This window comes from Prochlorococcus marinus XMU1412, from assembly GCF_017696315.1.
Classification (GTDB): Bacteria; Cyanobacteriota; Cyanobacteriia; order PCC-6307; family Cyanobiaceae; genus Prochlorococcus_A; species Prochlorococcus_A marinus_AF.
On record NZ_JAAORJ010000002.1, the window covers coordinates 556,563 to 574,894 of the forward strand.

The following is an 18,332-nucleotide window of genomic DNA, read 5'->3' on the forward strand; positions in this document are numbered from 1 at the left end:
TAGATGGTTATATTACTCAACTTTAAATGGATCAATTATTTCTGCATTAGGACATTCGAATTCCCCCACAGCAACAAACTCTAAACGAAGCTTTAAGAAAGTTATAAATTTTTTATCAGTCGACAAAACAACTGCAGGGGTAGATGGAATTTTTGCTTTTAGATCAGCAAATTGGGTGGTTTGTAAAAATGATGGATTTTTTAAGAGCCAAAAATCTACTTCTTTATTATTTTCTTTATAGTTCCTCATCCTCTCTTTCAAAATTTCATCAAGTGGTTCTTCAACTGTTAAAAACTTTTCACTTGCCGCAACGAAAAAGTATGTTGTCATTTTGAAATTTAATTTGATGTGATAAGGGACTTCATTTCACGTACAGACTTTTCTAATCCTATCGCTAAAGCCCTTGCAACAATACTATGACCTATGTTCAACTCGTTCATATTGTTAATTGATGCAATTTTTTTAACATTATTGTAGTTCAGGCCATGACCAGCATTAACAACTAATCCAAGGTCATTTGCTAAATGTGTAGACTCTATAATCCTTTGGAGCTCTTTATATTGTTCAGATCCCGATAGTTCAGCATATTTTCCAGTATGTAATTCTATAAAATCAAAGCCTATTTCTTTGGAATAATTTATCTGTTCACCAAGAGGATCAATAAATGCGCTTACTTCTATATTTGAATCCTTTAAATTCCCAACAGCCTTCTTAAGGTATTGCACATTACTTTTTAAATCCAACCCGCCTTCAGTAGTAACTTCCTCTCTTTTCTCAGGTACAAGCGTCACATAATCAGGAAGAATTTTTTTGGCAATTTCTAACATTTCTTGTGTAGCAGCCATCTCTAAATTGAGTTTTGTTTTTATGGTTTCTTTCAGAAGGAACACGTCCCTATCTTGTATATGTCTTCTATCTTCTCTTAGATGCACTGTTATGGAATCTGCCCCTCCTAATTCAGCTAAAAAAGCAAATTGCACAGGGTCAGGCTGGACAGTTTTCCTTGCTTGCCTTACATTTGCAATATGATCAATGTTTACTCCTAAAGTAGCCATAATTTTGAAAATCTTAGTTTCTAGACAATCTAGTAACCGCCCAATAATAGCTAATAAAAAAAGGCAAACAATTAAATTATTAATATATAGTAAATAGAACTTGAAGAAGAATTACTTAAATATTTGGCATAAAATCAACCCTGTATTGGGATTTATCGCAATGTTCATTACTCAGGACGTTGTTTTGAGATTCTTTTTTAGAAAAAAGAAAATATTAAAAAATGGTTTTTCGATTCCCATAAATTCCTCTATCATTTTGGCTCCAACCCACAGATCAAGATGGGACGGCTTAATACTCACAATGGCAATGGGTAGAAGGGTAACAAAAAAGGATTGTAGATTTATGGTTACTAAATCCGAAATGAGAGGTATACAAGGTTGGTTTTTAAAAAGACTTGGATGTTTTTCAATAAATCAATTATCGCCATCTCTATCAGCTTTAAGATATGCGATTGATCTTATAGAAAAAGGAGAACAACTAGTTGTTTTCCCCGAAGGAAAAATTAACAGATATGGAAAAAAACTAGTTCTCAAAGAAGGACTATATAGATTAGCTAGATTAGCCACCAAAAAAACAACCTCTATTACTATTATTCCAATTGGAATTGCTTACAGCAAAATACCTCCGAACTTTAGGGGCGAATTTTGTTTATCCTTTGGAAAACCAATCCCAATTAATGATTATTCATACTTTACTATCAAGGACTTTAATAAATTTCTAAATGAAAAAATGACCCAAGAGGAAGAAAAAGCATTAAAAAATGTAGGTAGATGAATCTGCAATAAGTTACTATGAATTTTAATTATTGAAAAAGAAAATGAAATTCTTAAAATTAATCCCAATTTTATTTATATTTTTTGGAAATGTTCCTTACAAAAATGAAGTTCATGCAGAAATAAAGAATCCAGAAGACTTTAGAGTACTCTCAAATGAGAGTAAAAAGCTGTCCATCTCAAACGTTGAATATTTTATAAAAGAGGGTGATAAATATATTAAAAACGGGGATTTTGAAAAAGCTAAGGATTTTTATTTAGACGCTAGAAAATTAGCAAAGCAACTTGCATCTTTTTATTCTGATTTAAATTCATCGTTCAAAGGAATTGATGCGAGAATACCAAATGAAATGCAAAGGAAAGGTAAGCAAACATTACAAATTTTGGCAGAATCAAATGAGAGATTAGCTTCTTTGTACATAAAAACTGAAAAGCCTGAGGTTGCAGTACCATTACTCGTTGAAACAATTAGAATAATGTCACCTAATAGCCCTGAAGGTAAAGAAGCTTATGAAAGATTGATCCGACTAGGATTTGTTGAGACAAAATACAAAGGTTAATTAAAATTTACTATGATTACTAAAACAGAAGTCATTAAATTAATCACTAAAAAAATCCCAAGTTCCCAAGTTTTTGTTGAAAACCTCAAGGGAAATGATCATTTGCAAGTAACTGTAATTGCATCTGAATTCAATGGATTATCATTAGTTAAACAGCATCAGCTAGTATATTCCGCCTTGAAGGAAGAATTAGCTTCAGAGGCTATTCATGCACTGGCATTAAAAACAGAAACTCCAAATTGAATTATGGACAACCTAACAAAAGATAGAATACAAAAACTGATTGAATCTAATCCAGTGATGGTTTTCATGAAAGGGACAAAATTAATGCCTCAATGCGGTTTTTCCAACAATGTAGTTCAAATACTAAATTCTTTAGGTGTAGAATTTGGTACATTTGATGTTTTAAGTGATTTCGCAATAAGAGAAGGTATCAAAGAATATTCAGATTGGCCAACAATTCCTCAAGTTTATCTAAAAGGAGAATTTCTTGGTGGATCAGACATTCTTATTGAGATGTACAACTCTGGATCTCTTAAAGAAAAAATAGAAATTGAACTAGCGTCTTAAGATAATTAGTGAGTATAAATACTGTATTGGTTAATAAAAATTAATATTTTAAATCCTTTTTTTATCAAAAAAACCTTTATTTCCATCTCCATCTGGATCAATAAAACTTGACGGATCTAAAATCCATCTTTCAATTAATCTTTCTAATTTCTCTTGATCCTTTTGCTCTAAACTACTGCAATTCCTCAATGCTTGGAGATAACCATCACTATATAATTTAAGATCAGATGGCGTATGAAAACGAGTAACTAAGTCCTGGCAACTATCGCAAATTGACTGAAAGTGACGAATTGCTTTGGGGTTTTCAAATGATGTCATAATTCGATAAATTCTGATTTTTATTTTGCATTTGTTATACCTTATTAAGAACGATCAAAAATTGCCCGGCCAAACAGTAATTAAGAATGCAATCAACTGAGCAAATCTTAGCTTCAACTCCTGGTAGTTCACAATTGCCTACGAGCTCTCAAACCCCTTCTAGAGTTCTAGTTGTTGAACCTCACCCCACACTTAGAACAGTACTTGTGCAAAGGCTTCGCCAGGATGGCCATTTAGCTGCAGCAGTAGGTACAGCTGCAGAAGCTATTGACTTATGCAGAGAACAATCACCTGACTTATTAGTAAGCGCAGAAATCCTCGATCAGAATACTGCAATGAGACTAGCTCAACAACTGGGGTCTTCAGTCATAGTTTTAACGGCAAGATCTGGTGTTGAAGCATTAGTAAATCTATTAGATGAAGGGGCAGATGATGTTCTTAGAAAACCTTTTGGACTTGAAGAGCTTGCAGCACGATGCAGAACACTCCTAAAAAGGGGAAGGATAGGATTACAAGAAAAAGTTGAGGTTGGACCTTTAGAGGTTCATCTTCTTTTAAGACAAGTTACTTTAAGCGAGAAGCCCGTAGAATTAAGCCCTAGGGAGTTTGCACTGCTTTGCGCTCTTTTGATGCCCCCTGGAATGGTAAGAAGTCGCCAAGAGCTCTTAAGGATGGCCTGGCCGCCTTTCAGCGGTGGCCCAAGGTCTGTAGATACTCAGGTATTAACGTTGCGAAGAAAATTAGAACAGGCTGGATTGGGAGAAGGTGGGGGAATAACCACTGTTAGACAACAAGGTTATAGATTCAGTATTGATAATATTTAATTTAGAAAAGCAAAAAGTTCACCAATAATCATTAAAAATGATAGTAATGTCAGTAATTTATATGTCCACAATGGTGATATGTAAGATATTTTATTGATATCAATCCCAGTATTACTAGAAACAATTAATAAAAATTTTTCAAATTTTTCCACTCTTTGTGGGACAAGAAAATTATCACCTTGAAAAGTAGTAAAGTAATAAACTTTACTACCCTGACTGGTAGGCAAAGATTTGATTAGTTTAATATCTTTCCAAGAAATCTCCCAATTTTGTTTCCCTAAAAATTTAGAAATAAAGTTACTTTTATATGAAATTTTATTACTGCAAGTTTCTACATAATCACTGGTGATATTGATTATGAAATAAAGACCTAGGGCAAAAATTATAATAGAGGGAATTTTTAATTTTTCGATTGAAATAAATGGTAAAGGAATTGTAAGCGCTAAATAAAGAGAAATTAACGAACTTTTCACATAAAAAAGAGTTTTAAATTTTTCTATCATTTCAGGAGGATCCTTTTAATCGGGCAATTTAAAACTATTTATGTTTAACTTTGCACCTATTTTGTGAGCGCATGCGTATCCACTAAAAGCAACTGCATTTAGACCTTGGCCAGGGAAGCATGAATCTCCTACACAATAAAGGTTTTGAATTTTTGTTGTGTTGAAGGGCATTGGCAAAAGTCCAAGCAACTTTTTACTGGGAATTGGTCCATAACTACCTTCATATCTTCCAAGAAACTTTTTATGAGTTTTGGGAGTACCAATTTCTTTGTGATCAATATTTTTTTCAAGATTAGGAAGAATAGTTGATATTTTTTCAACAAGGAAAGAAAAATATTTTTCTTTCTTTTGCAAATATTCTTTTCTTGATAGGCCTTCCCATTCACTCATCGATGAAGGAGTAAATGCATGTACGATATGTTTACCTTCTGGAGCCAAAGACGAGTCAAGCAAAGTAGGTATAGAAACAAAAATAACTCCCTTTTCGCTTTCTAATTCATCCCAATTTTCAACAATTATGTGATGACAATTAAAATTATCGGATATTAGATTTTTTTCTACTCCAAGGTGAATCGAAACAAAAGAAGGTGAGGGTTTATAAGTTTCTGACCACTTATATTCACTTTTTGGGACGTTTTTGCTAGAAATTAATCCTTTAGTATTATCTTTTAATCCAAAGGTATCCCATCTAGTCGAGTTGGATACAATAATATTTGAATATATCTCTTCCCCACTTGAGAGCTTAACTCCTACCGCTTTCTCATCCTTTAAGAGGATTTCAGTCACATTGGCTTTATATCTAACTTTTCCTCCTAATTTTTCAATCCCAGAAACAAACTTCTCTGCTATAGTTCCAACTCCCCCTTTTGGATAATTTATCCCCCCAGTATGCCTATCTGTAAATACCATTCCCGCATTAATCATAGGGGTTTTAAGAGCTGGCATTACAGACCAACAAAAACATTCGATATCGATAAATTTTAAAAGTTCAGGATCTTTTATAAACTTTCTTGCAACATCTCCAGCATTTGCTGGTAACCATCTAGCTAACCCTAAACAGGATAATGGAGATTTAAAGAAAACTTTAAAAAGATAACTTGGATCCTCTATTGATAAAAGAGGCATTGAATCTAAACATTTAAATACACTTGCACAAGTATCATAGAATTTCTTGATACCTTTTTTTTCCTTGGGGAAACTAGCTGATAATTTGCTTATAAATTGCTCATAATTTTTATCTACAGAAATATTAAAGTTATGTGGTAAGTGATATTCCAGTTGAACAGGATCGGGAACAGTTTCGCATTTTTCATTTACATCTTTCAAAGCACGAGTTAATAAATTGGTATAACCTTTATCTCCAAATCCAAAAATCATTGAAGCCCCTACATCAAAGGTATAGCCTTTTCTCTTGAAAGAGCCTCCACTCCCGCCTGGAATAATATATTTTTCAAGAACTAATACTTGAGCTCCTTTCGCCGCCAATTGTGAAGCAGTTACTAACCCTCCTATTCCTGAGCCAATAATAATTGCATCGAAATTTTCCTTATTTAATTCCATTTTTTGGATCTTTGATAATTAATCTTAGTAAATTTTGCTGAGTAAGTGGTCTTTATCAAAACAAGAATCTAGTTTATTTTTAAAGTCATTCAAAGCTTCTGTAGATCTTTCTTGATAAGCTTTGTACCTTAATCTTTTATCTTTTATTCTATTAGTAAGTTCTGGAACTAAACCAAATGAGGCAGGCATTGGTTGGAATTTATTTTTTTTCTGATTAGACAATATTTGATTTTTATTACTAATAAAATTCATTAAAGAGCCAATCATTGATTCACTAGGAAAACTTACTGGTTTTTTACCCTTAGCTAATAAGGATGCATTTATTCCTGCAAGTAAGCCCCCGGCAACTGCTGCTGCATAACCTTCCGTCCCCGTTATTTGACCGGCAGCAAAAAGATTTTCCCTTTTCATAAATTGCAATGTCGGTAAAAGTAATTTTGGAGATTCTAAAAAAGTATTTCTATGCATTACTCCAAAGCGTACAAACTCAACCTTCTCTAAACCAGGAATCATCCTAAATATTCTTTTTTGCTCAGACCATTTGAGGTTAGTTTGAAAACCTACCATATTTAGTAATTTCCCTTCTAAATCTTCTTTCCTTAATTGGACAACTGCATGAGGTCGCTTTTTTAATCTATTTTCCTTATCAAATAAATCTCCCCATTTTGGATTCCACAAACCAATAGATTTCAATGGTCCGTATCTCATTGTATCAACTCCTCTTCTAGCAATTTCTTCAATTGGTAAGCAAGCTTCAAAGAAATTAGCTGATTCTTTCTCAAAGTCTTTTAAATTAGCTTGTTCTCCTTCTATTAGTGCATTTCTGAAATGGATGTAATCATTTTTATCCAAGGGGCAATTTAGATATGCCGGATCTCCTTTGTCGTACCTACTAGCTTTAAATACAATCTCTTTATCAATAGTATCTCCATATACAATTGGACTAGCAGCATCAAAAAAATGACAAGCATCGATACCTGTAAAAGCTTGAATTTCATAAGACAATTCATCAGCAGTTAATGGACCAGTTGCGAGGATCGTTATATTTTCTTTGCTTGGGAGATTCAATTGTTCAAATCTCTTAATTTCAATTAAAGGATGATTAGATAAAGCATCAGTCAACGCGATACTAAATTTAGATCTATCAACTGCCAAAGCTCCACCTGCTGGCACAGCAAATTTGTCTGCTGTTTGAACTATCAATGATTTAAAAATTCTAAGTTCTTTTTGCAATAGACCTGCAGCTCTATCAGGACTTAAAGCTCCAAAACTATTACTACAAACCAATTCTCCAAATTCACCCGTATGATGAGCTGGAGTTGACTTGATAGGTCTCATTTCAACCAGTTTGACTGGTACACCAGAATTTGCAACTTGCCAAGCAGCTTCTGATCCTGCAAGACCAGCACCAATAACTATAACTTCTTTATCTAACAAATTGGATTAATCCTTGCCCAAAAAGTCCCTATTGAACTGTTCTCTTGCTGGTTTTTGTATATTGAATATAACCCAAGCTAAAGCGGCAATAATGGGTGCAAAAACTACGATTGTTCTAAGCATTTTAAAAATCATATTAACGATTAGATTATTTTAACTTTTAACTGTAAATTTAGAGAGAAATTTTAATTTTTTATTTCATAAGTTAAGAATTGTTTTTCTATTGTTCAACTTGAGATAAAAAGTTGTTTTTTTTACCTTAAAAAGGGATAATTCCATATGTACTCAATTTTACAAAATGGGTCGCTAGCTCAGCGGTAGAGCATCCGGCTTTTAACCGGCTGGTCCTGAGTTCGAATCTCAGGCGACCCACATTTTTATTGGGTACATATCCTTAAAAGATAAAAACAATAGATCAAAAATTAAAAATAAACATATCTTCCTAATTGTGTAGCTTTAAATTTCTTCTATCTATGCTTAATAGACGACAGGTAAAATTATTACTTAATACATTTTTGTAGCAATTCTGTAAATATTAGGCATTTTTTTTTAAAAAAAATCAAATTCCGCAAAAAAACTAAAAAATACTTTACAAAGCTTCATAATCCCTGTTACAATAATTTATATAGTTTTTCAATTTTTATCATGACACCTGAAGCAGAACGTTTTAACGGTTGGGCAGCAATGTTAGGTTTCGTTGCAGCAGTTGGCGCGTATGTAACTACTGGACAAATCATTCCTGGCTGGTTTTAAATTCTATTCAAAACGAATTTAAAATAAATTAATAGACATCAATTATTTAATCTAATTGATATTTATAACATCCTCAAATGTTTTTGGAATTTAAGTTTTTAACTTATTTTTCAAAACTTGGGGATTTTTTTACAGTAATTAATTAAGAGTTAATTTAATACCCAAAATTATTAGCCAAAAGCCTAAAGATCTATCAGAAGAATTATCACTGTAGATGTTATGACAATAATAAATCACGTTATATTTCGCTATGTATTTCTAGGCTTGCTTAAAGAAATACCATTTAACAAATTTTTTTTCTGAATTTAATAGTTCAAAGTTTCTTATTATCTATATTATCCAAGCATGTAGAACATAATAAGTGACCTTTTTTTCTCCAAAATGTTTTTGTTGATCTTTCTATATCCTTTTTACATATTAAACATTTAAAAATTGGAGACATTCAAATCACCATTCAGAATAAGAGTTTTCCTTCTGATTATTAAAATAGAAGCTAACTTAACATATAATAATAAAAAAAAATTTCCAGAGCATTTTTATTTAAAAACATTTTATTTTAAATTGTAAAAAATTAATTATTTTTAGAAATTTTCCAAAAAAAAAGATCTGCTATAAAGCAGATCTTTCTTTGTGTGTAGTTTTTACTAATTAAATAATTAGAAAGAGAATGAAGTTTTAACAGCTATTCCTGTTAAATCATCACCAGATGTCTCCTGAATAAATACACCAGGTGTAATAGTCATGGCATCATTTACTGGATAAGAGTAAGACGCTTCATATACAAGATACTCTGTTGCAGAGTCAGCATAAAGTGCATCAGTTGCTGCAGCAATGTTTACTGAACCAGGACCAACTTCTGGGAAACTTAGACCAAAGAAGTATCCAGATTTTTCAGTAGTTCCATCATCTGAAGTTTCAAAACCAACACTTAGGCTTGCTAAATCAAAAGTGTAGTAACCGTTAACACCCCAGAATGATTTTGAATCAGTGCCTGATCCCATATCATCAGATACGTATGCAACAGCTACTCCGTAACTGTCTGCTGAATAAGCAGCGTTAACACCGAATGCGTCAGCGTTATCACCTAAGATTTCACTTTGTCCGGATGTTACTCCACCAGCTAGTGAGAATCCAGAATCAAATGCATAACCTATAGCTGCAGTAACGCCTTTACCACCTGCACCCATAGAGTTACCAGTACCACAGTCGTCTGGTGTCATATCAGTGAATGAACTATAAGTACAAGCTCCTGTAAATGCAGTACTTAAATCAGTTGAATCACCAACAATCATTGTTGCCCCACCAAGAGGGAATGAATAAGTAACGCCATCAACAGTTAGGCTAGTTCCGGTATCGAAACCCATTTTTCCGCCCATAGTTGATGCTGTTGCACTACCGTTATCAATAGCTATATCAAGTGAATCTTCACCTGTGAAACTTGTTGATAAACCGATGTTAAATTGGAAGTCGAAGCTTGTTGATTCGTTAGAATTGTCTCCAGTGTCTCCAGCACCGTCTACAGCACCTAAAACAGCGTCAACGCTAAATGATGCGGTAGTTGTTTCTGAAAAACTACCAGCTTCAAAGTTGTTTAGTCTAGCTTCTAAACCGTCTACACGGCTATTTGTAACTGCAATTTCTTCTGCAGCATTGAAGTCATTAATAGTGACTTCGTTCGCAGTCGCTGCAATAGGCGCTAAAAGGCCTAATGTTGCAGGAGCTACGAGCAAGCTCTTGAAAAGCTTCATAAATTTCCTCACACGAAATTTAAAGTACACCTCAAGATAGTGTATTTGGGTATACAAAATCAAGTGTTAACCGATACATTTTTGAATAATATGTGCCACTTTTTAAACTTATACAGTAAGTTTTCTTTTACATAAATTAATCAATCTTTTAGTATTTTTTACTAAATACTGATTTTGAAAATCATATTTTTTTTGAAATTTTGAAAGAAACTTTTTCTGTTTTGTATTTTTTCTTCTTTTTATTGTCAACTGCATCTACGTACCATCCTGAAGCCAACCTAGTGTCAATTTCTTCGTAGCTTTCTTTTTGATTTAACTTACTTAAAGATTTCTTTTTATAATCCATAATTCTCATGTTTTAATTTAATAAAAAAAATATAGCATTTAAATATAATTTGAGCAGTAAATTAATTTAGTTAAAAGTTATTAAAGGGATTTTGAAATTTTTTCTTTTAGGTTTTACTTACCTGAAATCTTTAGAAAAAAGAAAAAAAAACTTTTTTCCCCTCAACAGAAAAAATAATTAGTTATATTTTTTTTAATTTAAACCTGAGGAGCACAAGGTCAAATGACTCAACTAAATCTTATCGTGAATTCTTTACCTAGAGATCTACTTGAATTCGTATTTTTTATTGCAGTTGGTTTCACAGCTGGATCAGTAGGAATCATTTAAATTCAATCTATTAACTTCTATTTTTTTATAAAATTTAAATTAGAAAAAAATAATTTGTTATCAAACACCTTTTAATAAAGAACAATACTTATTAGTAAAAATTTAAGTACTCGTTCTCTTCAAAGTGAAATAATTGAGTCTACCGGAAAATCAAGTTTTGATCTACCTTTCAATTTATTCAACTCTACAACTGTTATTAAACCTAGTATTTCCTTCCTTTGATCTTTAAGTAACCTTGAGACACAATTAACTGTTCCTCCTGTAGCTAACAAGTCATCGACTATCACGAAAGAATTGAATTTTTTCAGGGCACTACTTTGTATTGAAAGAGAATTTTTTCCATATTCCAAATCATATTCTCTCGTTAATATATTTCCTGGTAGCTTTCCCGGTTTTCGTGCAACTATCATAGGTTTCGATGATTTTAAAGCAACTGCAGAACCAAAAATAAATCCCCTCGCATCTATGGAAATTATTGCTTCAGCATTTTTTAAAATTTGATTAGAAGACATTTTTAAAATAAGGTCCTGAAAAATATCTGGATATTGAAGAATTTCTAAAACGTCTTTAAAAAAAATACCTTTTTTTGGAAAATCCTTATAAGTGAGAATCAAATCTTCTAATTTTTTCATACTTCTAAGTCTCGAAAGCAATGCAAATGCATATCCTTGTGGAATTCAATTTATATTATAGATATCTCGCAATTTAAAAAATTTCAAAGCCAACTTTTAAATAATGTAATTTCTTGATTTGGATAAACTAATTTATAAGATTAATGAAACTTTTTTTCATTAAAATAATAACTAAATTCATTTTCTAGCCTCAAAAATGATTTTTTATAAAAAATTTACGAATTTAGTCTTTTATAGATGACTGTTATGAACTAAGATCTTATAGGCGGGGCGTGGCGCAGCTTGGTAGCGCGGGTGCTTTGGGAGCATCCACCCTCAGAACATAAAGTATTGCAGTAACTAGGATAAGCGTTTTCATAATTCACCCTTGTACGCATATGTACGCAAATTTATCCAAAACAATCAAAGAATTTGATGTTTCCTACCGCAAAGGTAGAGCCAAAATATCAGATCAAGAGTTTGACTCATTAGTAAGGAATTTAAAAAGGATTGATCCTAACAATTCCTACTTTCACCAAAACAAAGTACTGCCTTCAATGGGCAATGGTAACTATGAGGAGTTCTTAGAAACTCTTCTTCCAGTCACAAGATTGATCCTTACACCAAAGATTGATGGATGTGCTGTTGGTCTTATGTACTCCAAAGGAAAGCTTATTAAAGGAATTACTCGAAAAGGTAAGGACAAAACAGAAGCATTAAAAACAATAGAAAATATTCCTCATAAATTGCCTATTAATATATACATCCAAATTAGAGGTGAACTATATGGTCATGGTTTAATACCAACCAAGTCTCAAGCTTTAGCGGGTGGTCATCTTAGAAAGAAAATTCCTACAGGAGAAGGATTATCTTTTTGTAGTTTTGAAATCCTAAATTCAGAACTAAACAAACATACGCAACTAATACAACTTAAGAAACTAGGTTTTGAAGTTCCAGAACATATATTTACTAATTATTTAAGTGAAGTAGATATATATAGAAAGCTTTGGTTAGAAGGAAAGCTATTTTCTTCATATCCAATGGATGGATTTGTATTAACTGTAAATAGTAGAAAATTGCAGAAACAGCTTTATCAATATCAATATGCAATCAAATGTTGATAGGTGTTGTCATAACAAAACCTCACACATGCCGATATATCTCTATTTAAGGGGTTGTCACTAGATCTAACTCTTCCTAACATGCCTACAACACTCAGTTGAGAACAGGCTTCATCCTAATCACTAACACCGAGAGTTTATACCTTATCTTTATACGTTATGAAATTCCACACACTTTCTAAAGGAGACACTCTATGTTTACTAAAAAATGGCTCACAGCAGCTGAGACCGCCAACATTCTTGCTTTCTCAGAAGCAACACTAAGAAGACTTAGACAAGGAAAAGTCTTTAAAGCGGGAGTACATTACAGAAGGAAATTTGCGGGAAATCATAATAGTCCAATTCTTTATGACATAGAACTATGTGAAGCTGCCCTAAAGGAGAGAGATGCTAGGGATGCAAGAGAACTAGAACTAGCGAGGGGCTAATAATGACAAACAAAAAAAATGACTCTCACGCCAATGAGAGCCAAAAAGATTTTGCTGCTTTCAATTTAACATTTAATCAAAGTCAATTTTCAAAGCACTTAATATTAAGTTGGTGCAAAGAGTTAGAGGGCGTAACTGAAGACAAATTCAAAAAGATCCAAGGTTGGAGATGGTGGCAATAATGGAAAAAATGACTATGGAGGAAAAATACAGAGATTGGCAGAGAAGGTATCGTGCAACCTTTCGTTATGATGATCAATTCTGTAATTGGCTTAAGTTGGGTTTTGTTAAACCAATAACACCAAAGTATTTAAAAGAATACCAAATACAACTTGCTCTAGTTATAGAAATGAAAGAAGTCAAAACTCCTTGGAGTGGTGAACCAGAAGACCATAGATACCATGGTAATGGTGGCAAGTATCATTATATTTTCCAAGAAGAGCGAGAGAAAATTTACGCTAAAGCAAGAGAAGAAACTAGACGTAGATATAGCAAAGTAACTCAAGGACATACACCCGCGAAGAGAAAGCCTTATAGATCAATTACAAATAATCCACCTAGAAGGAAGACTATCTATCGTGACTAAATTAACCAAAGATCAACCCTTATCAATATCGGTTGGTTTTTTAAAAGATTTTCCAGAAGGCTTCCAAGGTAATCAACATCAAAAAATTAAATCTGGTGAATTATCAAGATTATTAGTTTCCCATTATGGAAAAAGATTAGCTTTTAATCTTCTTTCTTTAGAACCAGAAATTGATAATCATTTTATTGATCTTGAATACTGTCAGTTGTTCTATAACTACCTATCAATAATGGGTTATGAAATAGGGAAAGAAGCTGCATTTGATGCACTACTTACAGCTGCAAGAGATGGTCAATATCACCCGATTTGTAGATATTTAGAAAATATAGTTTCTAATCCATCTATCAAACCTATTAACTTGGATACTGTTGCAAGTGACTATCTTGGAACAAATTCTGAATTGTACAATCAGATCCTAAAAACTACTCTTCTAGCAGCTGTAGGAAGAGTTAAAGATAGAGGAATAAAGTTTGATAATTGTTGTGTTTTGGTTGGTCGACAAGGAACAGGAAAATCTACTTTTTGGAGATATTTAGCTTCTGATCCTTGGTTTTGTGATACATGGCAACCTAGAGAACAAGATCTATTTATGGCAATTCAATCAACTTGGATATTTGAAATTGCAGAATTAGATAGGCTTAATCCTCATGGTGATAAAGCTGCCAAGCTTAAAGCTTTGCTTTCTTCTTCTGTAGATAAATTTCGGCGACCCTATGGGAAGGCAGTTGGTATATTTCCAAGACCTTCAATATTAGTTTCATCATGTAATAGAAAAGATTTTTTAAACGATCCGACAGGCAATAGAAGATATTGGGTGATTGATTTAGGAGAAAAACAAATTAACAATAATAAGGTTCTTAGAGATAGAGACAGTATTTGGAAAGCTGCTGCTTTGGCATATAAAAGTGGCATGGTTCTAGACCTTCCACAAGAATATGCGACTCAAAGTTTCTCTATTAATAATGAATACGAAGCAGAAGATCCATTCCTCGCGAGAATAGAAGAATGGGTAACAAAGCCACACAATAAATTTAGATTTACCACCGAGCAAGCTTTGGTGAATAGTGGTTGTAGAAGTGCAGAGAATGTTACACCAAATGACTTGAAGTTATGTGCAGACTGCTTAAGAAAACTTGGTTTTGATAAAGGAAATCAATCTAGATATAAAGACCCTATTACAAATAAAAGTGTTAGAGCTAGGTATTGGAGTCACCCAGAATGGACAGAACAGCAGAAGACCCAATCACCAAGAAAATCTAATTTTGAACCTAGAGCATTAATTTGACTCAAGTGACTCAATGCACCAAAAAGTCATGAGTCAGCGCAAATCTATGTTGGTGCAATAGGTTAAAAGGTTTTGTCTCATGTCTCATTGGAAATCTACAAAAAATCTATTTTTATATAAATATCTAATAATTAGATGCAGCAAGTTTTCACAACCCCGCTGTGACATGAGACAGCTTTTTTATTACGAAATAGACATAAAAAAATAAGCTAATTTAAGCAAAAACAAGCCAAATTAAGAAAATTTAAGAGATTTATAGCGATTTAGAAGAGATTATGAAAAAACCTATTTGTCTCAATGGATCTAAGGTAAAATCCTAACACCTTTTTTAACTAAAATATATTAGTTGCATTTTTTTATGGATTACTATCACCAAATAGAAATCGAGTGGAAGAACGTATTGATCAATTACCAAAATGGGTCCTTTCCAGAGTAAATGAGTGGGTGATTTCGTGCCCCAAATTCCTCCTAGGTAAAAGGCTGCATAGTTAGACACACTTTTACAAATACTTGATCAGGTAAATGGACTAGAATAATTGCATAGCAGTGAATCTCACCAAATGTAAATTTTGTAAGATGAAACCAAAATCATTTCAGATCGAAGCTTACACTATCTCAGAAACTTCAAGAATACTAGGTTATAAAAGCACCAAAACACTCTACAGATTGCTTAATAGAGATGTCTTAGAGGATTATATTTATTTAGAACAATCAGGAAGAGTTTATCTAATGCTGGAGCCACCAAATCTTCCAACTTTAGCCGAAAAAATTAGAGCAAATATCCAATATAGAAAAAATAATATTATCAAAAGGTTCATTTAGAAAGGTTTTATTTTTTTTAATAAACATCCTTAAACTAAATTTTTTAAAAAGATTTTTTCTTTAACTTTACTTAACCATAGGTGAATATTATTTATTAAATAGAAACTAAGGAGATGTTTAAATACAGGGAATTCATAGCTCAAATCAAATATAAAGAAGTAATATCTTCACCTGTATATTTTATTCCTGTTTTGCTTTTATCCATAATGATTATTATTGAAGGGTTTCACATCTTTAATCACAAACAAAATTGCAAAACTAAAGCTGAGTGGATGGAACAATCAGGAATGACTTATGACAGGGAATCAGAAGTTAATTAATAAAATCTAAAATATAATTTATTCGCAGCAACGTTTTCTTTTTGAGGAATAATCTGTCAAAGAAGTTATCCAATCCTTGATCAAAAAGAGAGATTCTTTATTTAGGCTGTAATACACCCATCTACCTTCTTGCCTATCTGAGATAAGACCAGCTTCCTTCAAAATTTTTATGTGATATGAGATTCTTGATTGAGATAAATTAGTTAATTTCATAATATCGCAAACACAAACTTCTCCATCCATCATTAGGTCAATTATTTCTAGCCTAAAAGGATCAGAAAATGAAACCATCAACTTAGATATATTTTCTTTTTTTACTTTGCTACTCTCTTTTAACAATTTTAAAGTAATTAAATTCTCCTAAATATAGCTTAAATAAAAAAGATTTCATTAATAAAAATATCTTGATACATCAAAATATTTTGATGTATAATTTTAATAGGAGATTTCAAAGTGATGAAAATTGGAATTAATGGTTTTGGAAGAATAGGAAGATTAGTTTTCAAAGCATTATGGGATAGAGCTGATATAGAAATAACTCACATTAATGAGATAGCCGGAGATTCGAATGCCGCTGCACATCTACTCGAATTCGATTCAGTCCATGGCAGATGGGGGAAAGATATAGAGGTTAAAGAAGAAGAAATAATAATTGATAGAAAGAAATTAACCTACACATCTTTTAAAAATTACCTTGATGTTCCTTGGGAAAAATCTTCTGTAGATATTATTTTGGAATGTACAGGAAAGAATAAAAAGCCAGACAAACTAAATCCCTATTTTGATTCTCTAGGGATGAAAAGAGTGATAGTAGCTTGTCCAGTCAAAGGAATTGTTGCAGAAGCTGAATCACTTAATGTTGTTTATGGCATAAATCAAAGTCTTTATGACCCTTCCAAACATAAATTAGTAACTGCAGCATCCTGCACTACAAATTGTTTAGCTCCGATAGTAAAGGTAATTAATGAAAATTTCTCAATTAAACATGGCGCTATTACAACTATTCACGATGTCACGAACACTCAAGTTCCTGTAGATTTTTATAAAAGCGATTTGAGGAGAGCAAGAGGATGTATGCAAAGTTTAATACCTACTACTACTGGATCTGCTAAAGCTATCGCTGAGATCTTTCCAGAATTAAAAGGAAAATTAAATGGCCATGCAGTAAGAGTTCCTCTACTTAATGGTTCCTTAACTGATGCAGTTTTTGAATTAAATAATGAAGTGACAGTTGAACAAGTAAATTTGGCACTTAAGGAAGCTTCAGAAACTTATTTAAAAGGAATTCTTGGCTACGAAGAAAGACCTTTAGTTTCTGCAGATTATGTAAATGACCCTAGAAGTTCAATCGTTGATAGTTTATCAACGATGGTTGTTAATTCAAATTTATTAAAGATATACGCTTGGTATGACAACGAGTGGGGTTACAGCTGCAGACTTGCAGATCTTACTGAATATGTAATCAAAAAAGAGATTTGATTTATGTCTTTATGAAGTTATCTAATATTCAACAATATAGTGTTGTTACAGCAAACTATTGGGCGTTCACGCTTACTGACGGCGCATTAAGATTATTAGTTGTTGGTCACTTTCATGAGCTAGGTTACACAACTCTACAAATTGCTTTACTTTTCCTTTTTTATGAGTTTTTTGGAATAATTACTAATCTATATGGTGGTTGGATAGGAGCAAGATATGGTTTAAGGCTTACTTTATGGATTGGGACTATCCTTCAAATCATTGCCCTTTTCATGCTTATTCCAGTTAAGGAGGATTGGCCAGTAATATTTAGTGTCGTATACGTTATGGTTGCTCAAGCAGTCAGTGGGATAGCAAAAGATTTAAATAAAATGAGTGCTAAAAGTGCTGTTAAGAAAGTAGTTCCAAAGACAAATGATGGCAATGATACTAGTCAAAAACAACTTTTTAAATGGGTTGCTATTTTAACTGGATCTAAAAATGCACTTAAGGGAGTTGGCTTTTTCTTGGGTGGACTTTTATATAAGTTATTTGGATTCAATAATGCTGTAGGAATTATGGGTTTTGGACTTTGCTTAGCCTTTTTATTGACATTAATTTTACCTGGAGAAATTGGTAAGATGAAGACCAAACCAGCTTTTAATGATCTTTTTTCAAAATCAGATGCCATAAATATTCTTTCAGCAGCAAGATTCTTTCTTTTTGGAGCAAGAGATGTTTGGTTTGTTGTAGCTCTTCCAGTATTCCTTGATATTGCATTTGGTTGGGACTACATGGAAATAGGATTATTTCTTGGGGCCTGGGTAATATGTTATGGAATTGTTCAGGCTTCTGCTCCAGCAATTAGAAAGATGTGGGGCCAGAAAGAAAGTCCAGATCGTAAAGCTATCCAATTTTGGAGTGCC

Annotated in this window: 26 protein-coding genes and 1 tRNA gene; 16 read left to right on the forward strand and 11 right to left on the reverse strand. The window is 32.6% G+C overall.

Annotation, left to right across the window (positions count from 1 at the left end; all coding sequences use genetic code 11):
• Positions 1 to 12: 12 nt before the first annotated feature.
• Positions 13 to 330 carry an MgPME-cyclase complex family protein gene (locus tag HA152_RS06005; protein WP_209134594.1) on the reverse strand — a complete coding sequence of 106 codons (318 nt, stop codon included), beginning with the start codon at positions 328 to 330 and terminating at the stop codon, positions 13 to 15.
• A gap of 8 nt (positions 331 to 338) precedes the next feature.
• Complete coding sequence (locus HA152_RS06010; RefSeq protein WP_209134596.1) at positions 339 to 1,055, reverse strand: pyridoxine 5'-phosphate synthase; 717 nt, start codon at positions 1,053 to 1,055, stop codon at positions 339 to 341.
• A 160-nt stretch (positions 1,056 to 1,215) separates the two neighbouring features.
• Here HA152_RS06010 and HA152_RS06015 point away from each other — a divergent pair, with 160 nt between their 5' ends.
• Genes HA152_RS06015 through grxD form a run of 4 tightly spaced genes read left to right on the forward strand, consistent with a single transcriptional unit; the run spans position 1,216 to position 2,959 of the window.
• The gene (locus HA152_RS06015) at positions 1,216 to 1,830 is read left to right on the forward strand and encodes a lysophospholipid acyltransferase family protein (RefSeq protein ID WP_209134684.1); all 615 of its coding nucleotides are present in this window, start codon (positions 1,216 to 1,218) and stop codon (positions 1,828 to 1,830) included.
• Positions 1,831 to 1,873: 43 nt separating this feature from the next.
• On the forward strand, positions 1,874 to 2,389 hold the full coding sequence (locus HA152_RS06020) for a hypothetical protein (protein WP_209134598.1): 516 nt from the start codon (positions 1,874 to 1,876) through the stop codon (positions 2,387 to 2,389).
• A 12-nt stretch (positions 2,390 to 2,401) separates the two neighbouring features.
• Positions 2,402 to 2,632: a BolA/IbaG family iron-sulfur metabolism protein gene (locus HA152_RS06025; RefSeq protein WP_011818647.1), complete on the forward strand. Its 231-nt coding sequence runs from the start codon at positions 2,402 to 2,404 to the stop codon at positions 2,630 to 2,632.
• Positions 2,633 to 2,635: 3 nt separating this feature from the next.
• Entirely contained in the window at positions 2,636 to 2,959 is a 324-nt protein-coding gene (gene grxD / locus HA152_RS06030; protein ID WP_209134600.1) for a Grx4 family monothiol glutaredoxin, read from the forward strand.
• Between the two features lie 48 nt (positions 2,960 to 3,007).
• Here grxD and HA152_RS06035 read toward each other — a convergent pair whose 3' ends face one another.
• Positions 3,008 to 3,277, reverse strand: coding sequence for a DUF6761 family protein (locus HA152_RS06035; protein ID WP_025890966.1), 270 nt, complete (start codon positions 3,275 to 3,277; stop codon positions 3,008 to 3,010).
• Between the two features lie 86 nt (positions 3,278 to 3,363).
• Between HA152_RS06035 and HA152_RS06040 the strand changes: the two genes are divergently transcribed.
• Positions 3,364 to 4,101 carry a response regulator transcription factor gene (locus HA152_RS06040; protein ID WP_209134603.1) on the forward strand — a complete coding sequence of 246 codons (738 nt, stop codon included), beginning with the start codon at positions 3,364 to 3,366 and terminating at the stop codon, positions 4,099 to 4,101.
• Here HA152_RS06040 and HA152_RS06045 read toward each other — a convergent pair.
• The 4 genes from HA152_RS06045 to HA152_RS06060 are packed head-to-tail and all read right to left on the reverse strand — an operon-like array spanning position 4,098 to position 7,724.
• On the reverse strand, positions 4,098 to 4,604 hold the full coding sequence (locus tag HA152_RS06045) for a hypothetical protein (protein WP_209134605.1): 507 nt from the start codon (positions 4,602 to 4,604) through the stop codon (positions 4,098 to 4,100). The two genes, HA152_RS06040 and HA152_RS06045, sit on opposite strands and share 4 nt — an antisense overlap.
• 15 nt (positions 4,605 to 4,619) lie before the next feature.
• Positions 4,620 to 6,164 carry a carotenoid isomerase gene (gene crtH, locus HA152_RS06050; RefSeq protein ID WP_209134614.1) on the reverse strand — a complete coding sequence of 515 codons (1,545 nt, stop codon included), beginning with the start codon at positions 6,162 to 6,164 and terminating at the stop codon, positions 4,620 to 4,622.
• A 24-nt stretch (positions 6,165 to 6,188) separates the two neighbouring features.
• Positions 6,189 to 7,601, reverse strand: coding sequence for a methylenetetrahydrofolate--tRNA-(uracil(54)-C(5))-methyltransferase (FADH(2)-oxidizing) TrmFO (gene trmFO, locus HA152_RS06055; protein WP_209134616.1), 1,413 nt, complete (start codon positions 7,599 to 7,601; stop codon positions 6,189 to 6,191).
• Between the two features lie 6 nt (positions 7,602 to 7,607).
• The gene (locus HA152_RS06060) at positions 7,608 to 7,724 is read right to left on the reverse strand and encodes a photosystem II protein Y (RefSeq protein WP_011818654.1); all 117 of its coding nucleotides are present in this window, start codon (positions 7,722 to 7,724) and stop codon (positions 7,608 to 7,610) included.
• A 177-nt stretch (positions 7,725 to 7,901) separates the two neighbouring features.
• Between HA152_RS06060 and HA152_RS06065 the strand changes: the two genes are divergently transcribed.
• A tRNA-Lys gene (locus tag HA152_RS06065) sits at positions 7,902 to 7,973 on the forward strand.
• 273 nt (positions 7,974 to 8,246) lie between these two features.
• Complete coding sequence (locus HA152_RS06070) at positions 8,247 to 8,354, forward strand: high light inducible protein (RefSeq protein ID WP_011132751.1); 108 nt, start codon at positions 8,247 to 8,249, stop codon at positions 8,352 to 8,354.
• Positions 8,355 to 9,010: 656 nt separating this feature from the next.
• On the opposite strand, the gene HA152_RS06075 is transcribed toward HA152_RS06070, so the two are convergent.
• The 3 genes from HA152_RS06075 to HA152_RS06085 all read right to left on the reverse strand — a co-directional run bounded on the left by HA152_RS06075 (position 9,011) and on the right by HA152_RS06085 (position 11,407).
• Positions 9,011 to 10,102 carry a porin gene (locus tag HA152_RS06075; protein WP_209134619.1) on the reverse strand — a complete coding sequence of 364 codons (1,092 nt, stop codon included), beginning with the start codon at positions 10,100 to 10,102 and terminating at the stop codon, positions 9,011 to 9,013.
• A gap of 181 nt (positions 10,103 to 10,283) precedes the next feature.
• Entirely contained in the window at positions 10,284 to 10,448 is a 165-nt protein-coding gene (locus HA152_RS06080) for a hypothetical protein (RefSeq protein WP_209134621.1), read from the reverse strand.
• A 446-nt stretch (positions 10,449 to 10,894) separates the two neighbouring features.
• Complete coding sequence (locus HA152_RS06085; protein WP_209134623.1) at positions 10,895 to 11,407, reverse strand: adenine phosphoribosyltransferase; 513 nt, start codon at positions 11,405 to 11,407, stop codon at positions 10,895 to 10,897.
• Positions 11,408 to 11,784: 377 nt separating this feature from the next.
• On the opposite strand from HA152_RS06085, the gene HA152_RS06090 reads away from it, so the two are divergent.
• The 7 genes from HA152_RS06090 (at position 11,785) to HA152_RS06120 (ending at position 15,948) form a co-directional block, all read left to right on the forward strand.
• Positions 11,785 to 12,507 (forward strand): NAD-dependent DNA ligase, encoded by a 723-nt coding sequence (locus tag HA152_RS06090; RefSeq protein ID WP_209110542.1) that lies wholly within the window; start codon positions 11,785 to 11,787, stop codon positions 12,505 to 12,507.
• 194 nt (positions 12,508 to 12,701) lie between these two features.
• On the forward strand, positions 12,702 to 12,935 hold the full coding sequence (locus tag HA152_RS06095; protein WP_209110544.1) for a hypothetical protein: 234 nt from the start codon (positions 12,702 to 12,704) through the stop codon (positions 12,933 to 12,935).
• 2 nt (positions 12,936 to 12,937) lie between these two features.
• Positions 12,938 to 13,117 (forward strand): hypothetical protein, encoded by a 180-nt coding sequence (locus HA152_RS06100; protein ID WP_209110546.1) that lies wholly within the window; start codon positions 12,938 to 12,940, stop codon positions 13,115 to 13,117.
• Complete coding sequence (locus HA152_RS06105) at positions 13,117 to 13,521, forward strand: hypothetical protein (protein ID WP_209134624.1); 405 nt, start codon at positions 13,117 to 13,119, stop codon at positions 13,519 to 13,521. The genes HA152_RS06100 and HA152_RS06105 overlap by 1 nt, the downstream gene beginning before the upstream one ends.
• Positions 13,514 to 14,806, forward strand: coding sequence for a VapE domain-containing protein (locus tag HA152_RS06110; protein ID WP_209110550.1), 1,293 nt, complete (start codon positions 13,514 to 13,516; stop codon positions 14,804 to 14,806). Before HA152_RS06105 ends, HA152_RS06110 begins: the two co-directional genes overlap by 8 nt.
• A gap of 576 nt (positions 14,807 to 15,382) precedes the next feature.
• A complete protein-coding gene (locus HA152_RS06115) occupies positions 15,383 to 15,628 on the forward strand; it encodes a hypothetical protein (RefSeq protein WP_209110552.1) in 246 nt (81 codons plus the stop codon).
• 113 nt (positions 15,629 to 15,741) lie between these two features.
• Positions 15,742 to 15,948, forward strand: coding sequence for a hypothetical protein (locus HA152_RS06120; protein ID WP_025890999.1), 207 nt, complete (start codon positions 15,742 to 15,744; stop codon positions 15,946 to 15,948).
• 18 nt (positions 15,949 to 15,966) lie between these two features.
• Here HA152_RS06120 and HA152_RS06125 read toward each other — a convergent pair whose 3' ends face one another.
• The gene (locus HA152_RS06125) at positions 15,967 to 16,239 is read right to left on the reverse strand and encodes an ArsR/SmtB family transcription factor (protein WP_209134626.1); all 273 of its coding nucleotides are present in this window, start codon (positions 16,237 to 16,239) and stop codon (positions 15,967 to 15,969) included.
• 165 nt (positions 16,240 to 16,404) lie between these two features.
• Here HA152_RS06125 and HA152_RS06130 point away from each other — a divergent pair, with 165 nt between their 5' ends.
• Together HA152_RS06130 and arsJ are read left to right on the forward strand one after the other, a co-directional pair.
• The gene (locus HA152_RS06130) at positions 16,405 to 17,427 is read left to right on the forward strand and encodes an ArsJ-associated glyceraldehyde-3-phosphate dehydrogenase (protein ID WP_209134628.1); all 1,023 of its coding nucleotides are present in this window, start codon (positions 16,405 to 16,407) and stop codon (positions 17,425 to 17,427) included.
• Between the two features lie 11 nt (positions 17,428 to 17,438).
• A partial coding sequence (gene arsJ, locus HA152_RS06135; protein WP_245211214.1) for an organoarsenical effux MFS transporter ArsJ occupies positions 17,439 to 18,332 on the forward strand: 894 nt, incomplete at its 3' end.

Bases quoted from the DNA above. Each gene is read 5' to 3' on its own strand.
- HA152_RS06005 (WP_209134594.1), bottom strand. From the start codon at position 330: ATGACAACATACTTTTTCGTTGCGGCAAGTGAAAAGTTTTTAACAGTT.
- HA152_RS06010 (WP_209134596.1), bottom strand. From the start codon at position 1,055: ATGGCTACTTTAGGAGTAAACATTGATCATATTGCAAATGTAAGGCAA.
- HA152_RS06015 (WP_209134684.1), top strand. From the start codon at position 1,216: ATGTTCATTACTCAGGACGTTGTTTTGAGATTCTTTTTTAGAAAAAAG.
- HA152_RS06020 (WP_209134598.1), top strand. From the start codon at position 1,874: ATGAAATTCTTAAAATTAATCCCAATTTTATTTATATTTTTTGGAAAT.
- HA152_RS06025 (WP_011818647.1), top strand. From the start codon at position 2,402: ATGATTACTAAAACAGAAGTCATTAAATTAATCACTAAAAAAATCCCA.
- grxD (WP_209134600.1), top strand. From the start codon at position 2,636: ATGGACAACCTAACAAAAGATAGAATACAAAAACTGATTGAATCTAAT.
- HA152_RS06035 (WP_025890966.1), bottom strand. From the start codon at position 3,277: ATGACATCATTTGAAAACCCCAAAGCAATTCGTCACTTTCAGTCAATT.
- HA152_RS06040 (WP_209134603.1), top strand. From the start codon at position 3,364: ATGCAATCAACTGAGCAAATCTTAGCTTCAACTCCTGGTAGTTCACAA.
- HA152_RS06045 (WP_209134605.1), bottom strand. From the start codon at position 4,604: ATGATAGAAAAATTTAAAACTCTTTTTTATGTGAAAAGTTCGTTAATT.
- crtH (WP_209134614.1), bottom strand. From the start codon at position 6,164: ATGGAATTAAATAAGGAAAATTTCGATGCAATTATTATTGGCTCAGGA.
- HA152_RS06060 (WP_011818654.1), bottom strand. From the start codon at position 7,724: ATGCTTAGAACAATCGTAGTTTTTGCACCCATTATTGCCGCTTTAGCT.
- HA152_RS06070 (WP_011132751.1), top strand. From the start codon at position 8,247: ATGACACCTGAAGCAGAACGTTTTAACGGTTGGGCAGCAATGTTAGGT.
- HA152_RS06075 (WP_209134619.1), bottom strand. From the start codon at position 10,102: ATGAAGCTTTTCAAGAGCTTGCTCGTAGCTCCTGCAACATTAGGCCTT.
- HA152_RS06080 (WP_209134621.1), bottom strand. From the start codon at position 10,448: ATGGATTATAAAAAGAAATCTTTAAGTAAGTTAAATCAAAAAGAAAGC.
- HA152_RS06085 (WP_209134623.1), bottom strand. From the start codon at position 11,407: ATGAAAAAATTAGAAGATTTGATTCTCACTTATAAGGATTTTCCAAAA.
- HA152_RS06090 (WP_209110542.1), top strand. From the start codon at position 11,785: ATGTACGCAAATTTATCCAAAACAATCAAAGAATTTGATGTTTCCTAC.
- HA152_RS06095 (WP_209110544.1), top strand. From the start codon at position 12,702: ATGTTTACTAAAAAATGGCTCACAGCAGCTGAGACCGCCAACATTCTT.
- HA152_RS06100 (WP_209110546.1), top strand. From the start codon at position 12,938: ATGACAAACAAAAAAAATGACTCTCACGCCAATGAGAGCCAAAAAGAT.
- HA152_RS06105 (WP_209134624.1), top strand. From the start codon at position 13,117: ATGGAAAAAATGACTATGGAGGAAAAATACAGAGATTGGCAGAGAAGG.
- HA152_RS06115 (WP_209110552.1), top strand. From the start codon at position 15,383: ATGAAACCAAAATCATTTCAGATCGAAGCTTACACTATCTCAGAAACT.
- HA152_RS06120 (WP_025890999.1), top strand. From the start codon at position 15,742: ATGTTTAAATACAGGGAATTCATAGCTCAAATCAAATATAAAGAAGTA.
- HA152_RS06125 (WP_209134626.1), bottom strand. From the start codon at position 16,239: ATGGTTTCATTTTCTGATCCTTTTAGGCTAGAAATAATTGACCTAATG.
- HA152_RS06130 (WP_209134628.1), top strand. From the start codon at position 16,405: ATGAAAATTGGAATTAATGGTTTTGGAAGAATAGGAAGATTAGTTTTC.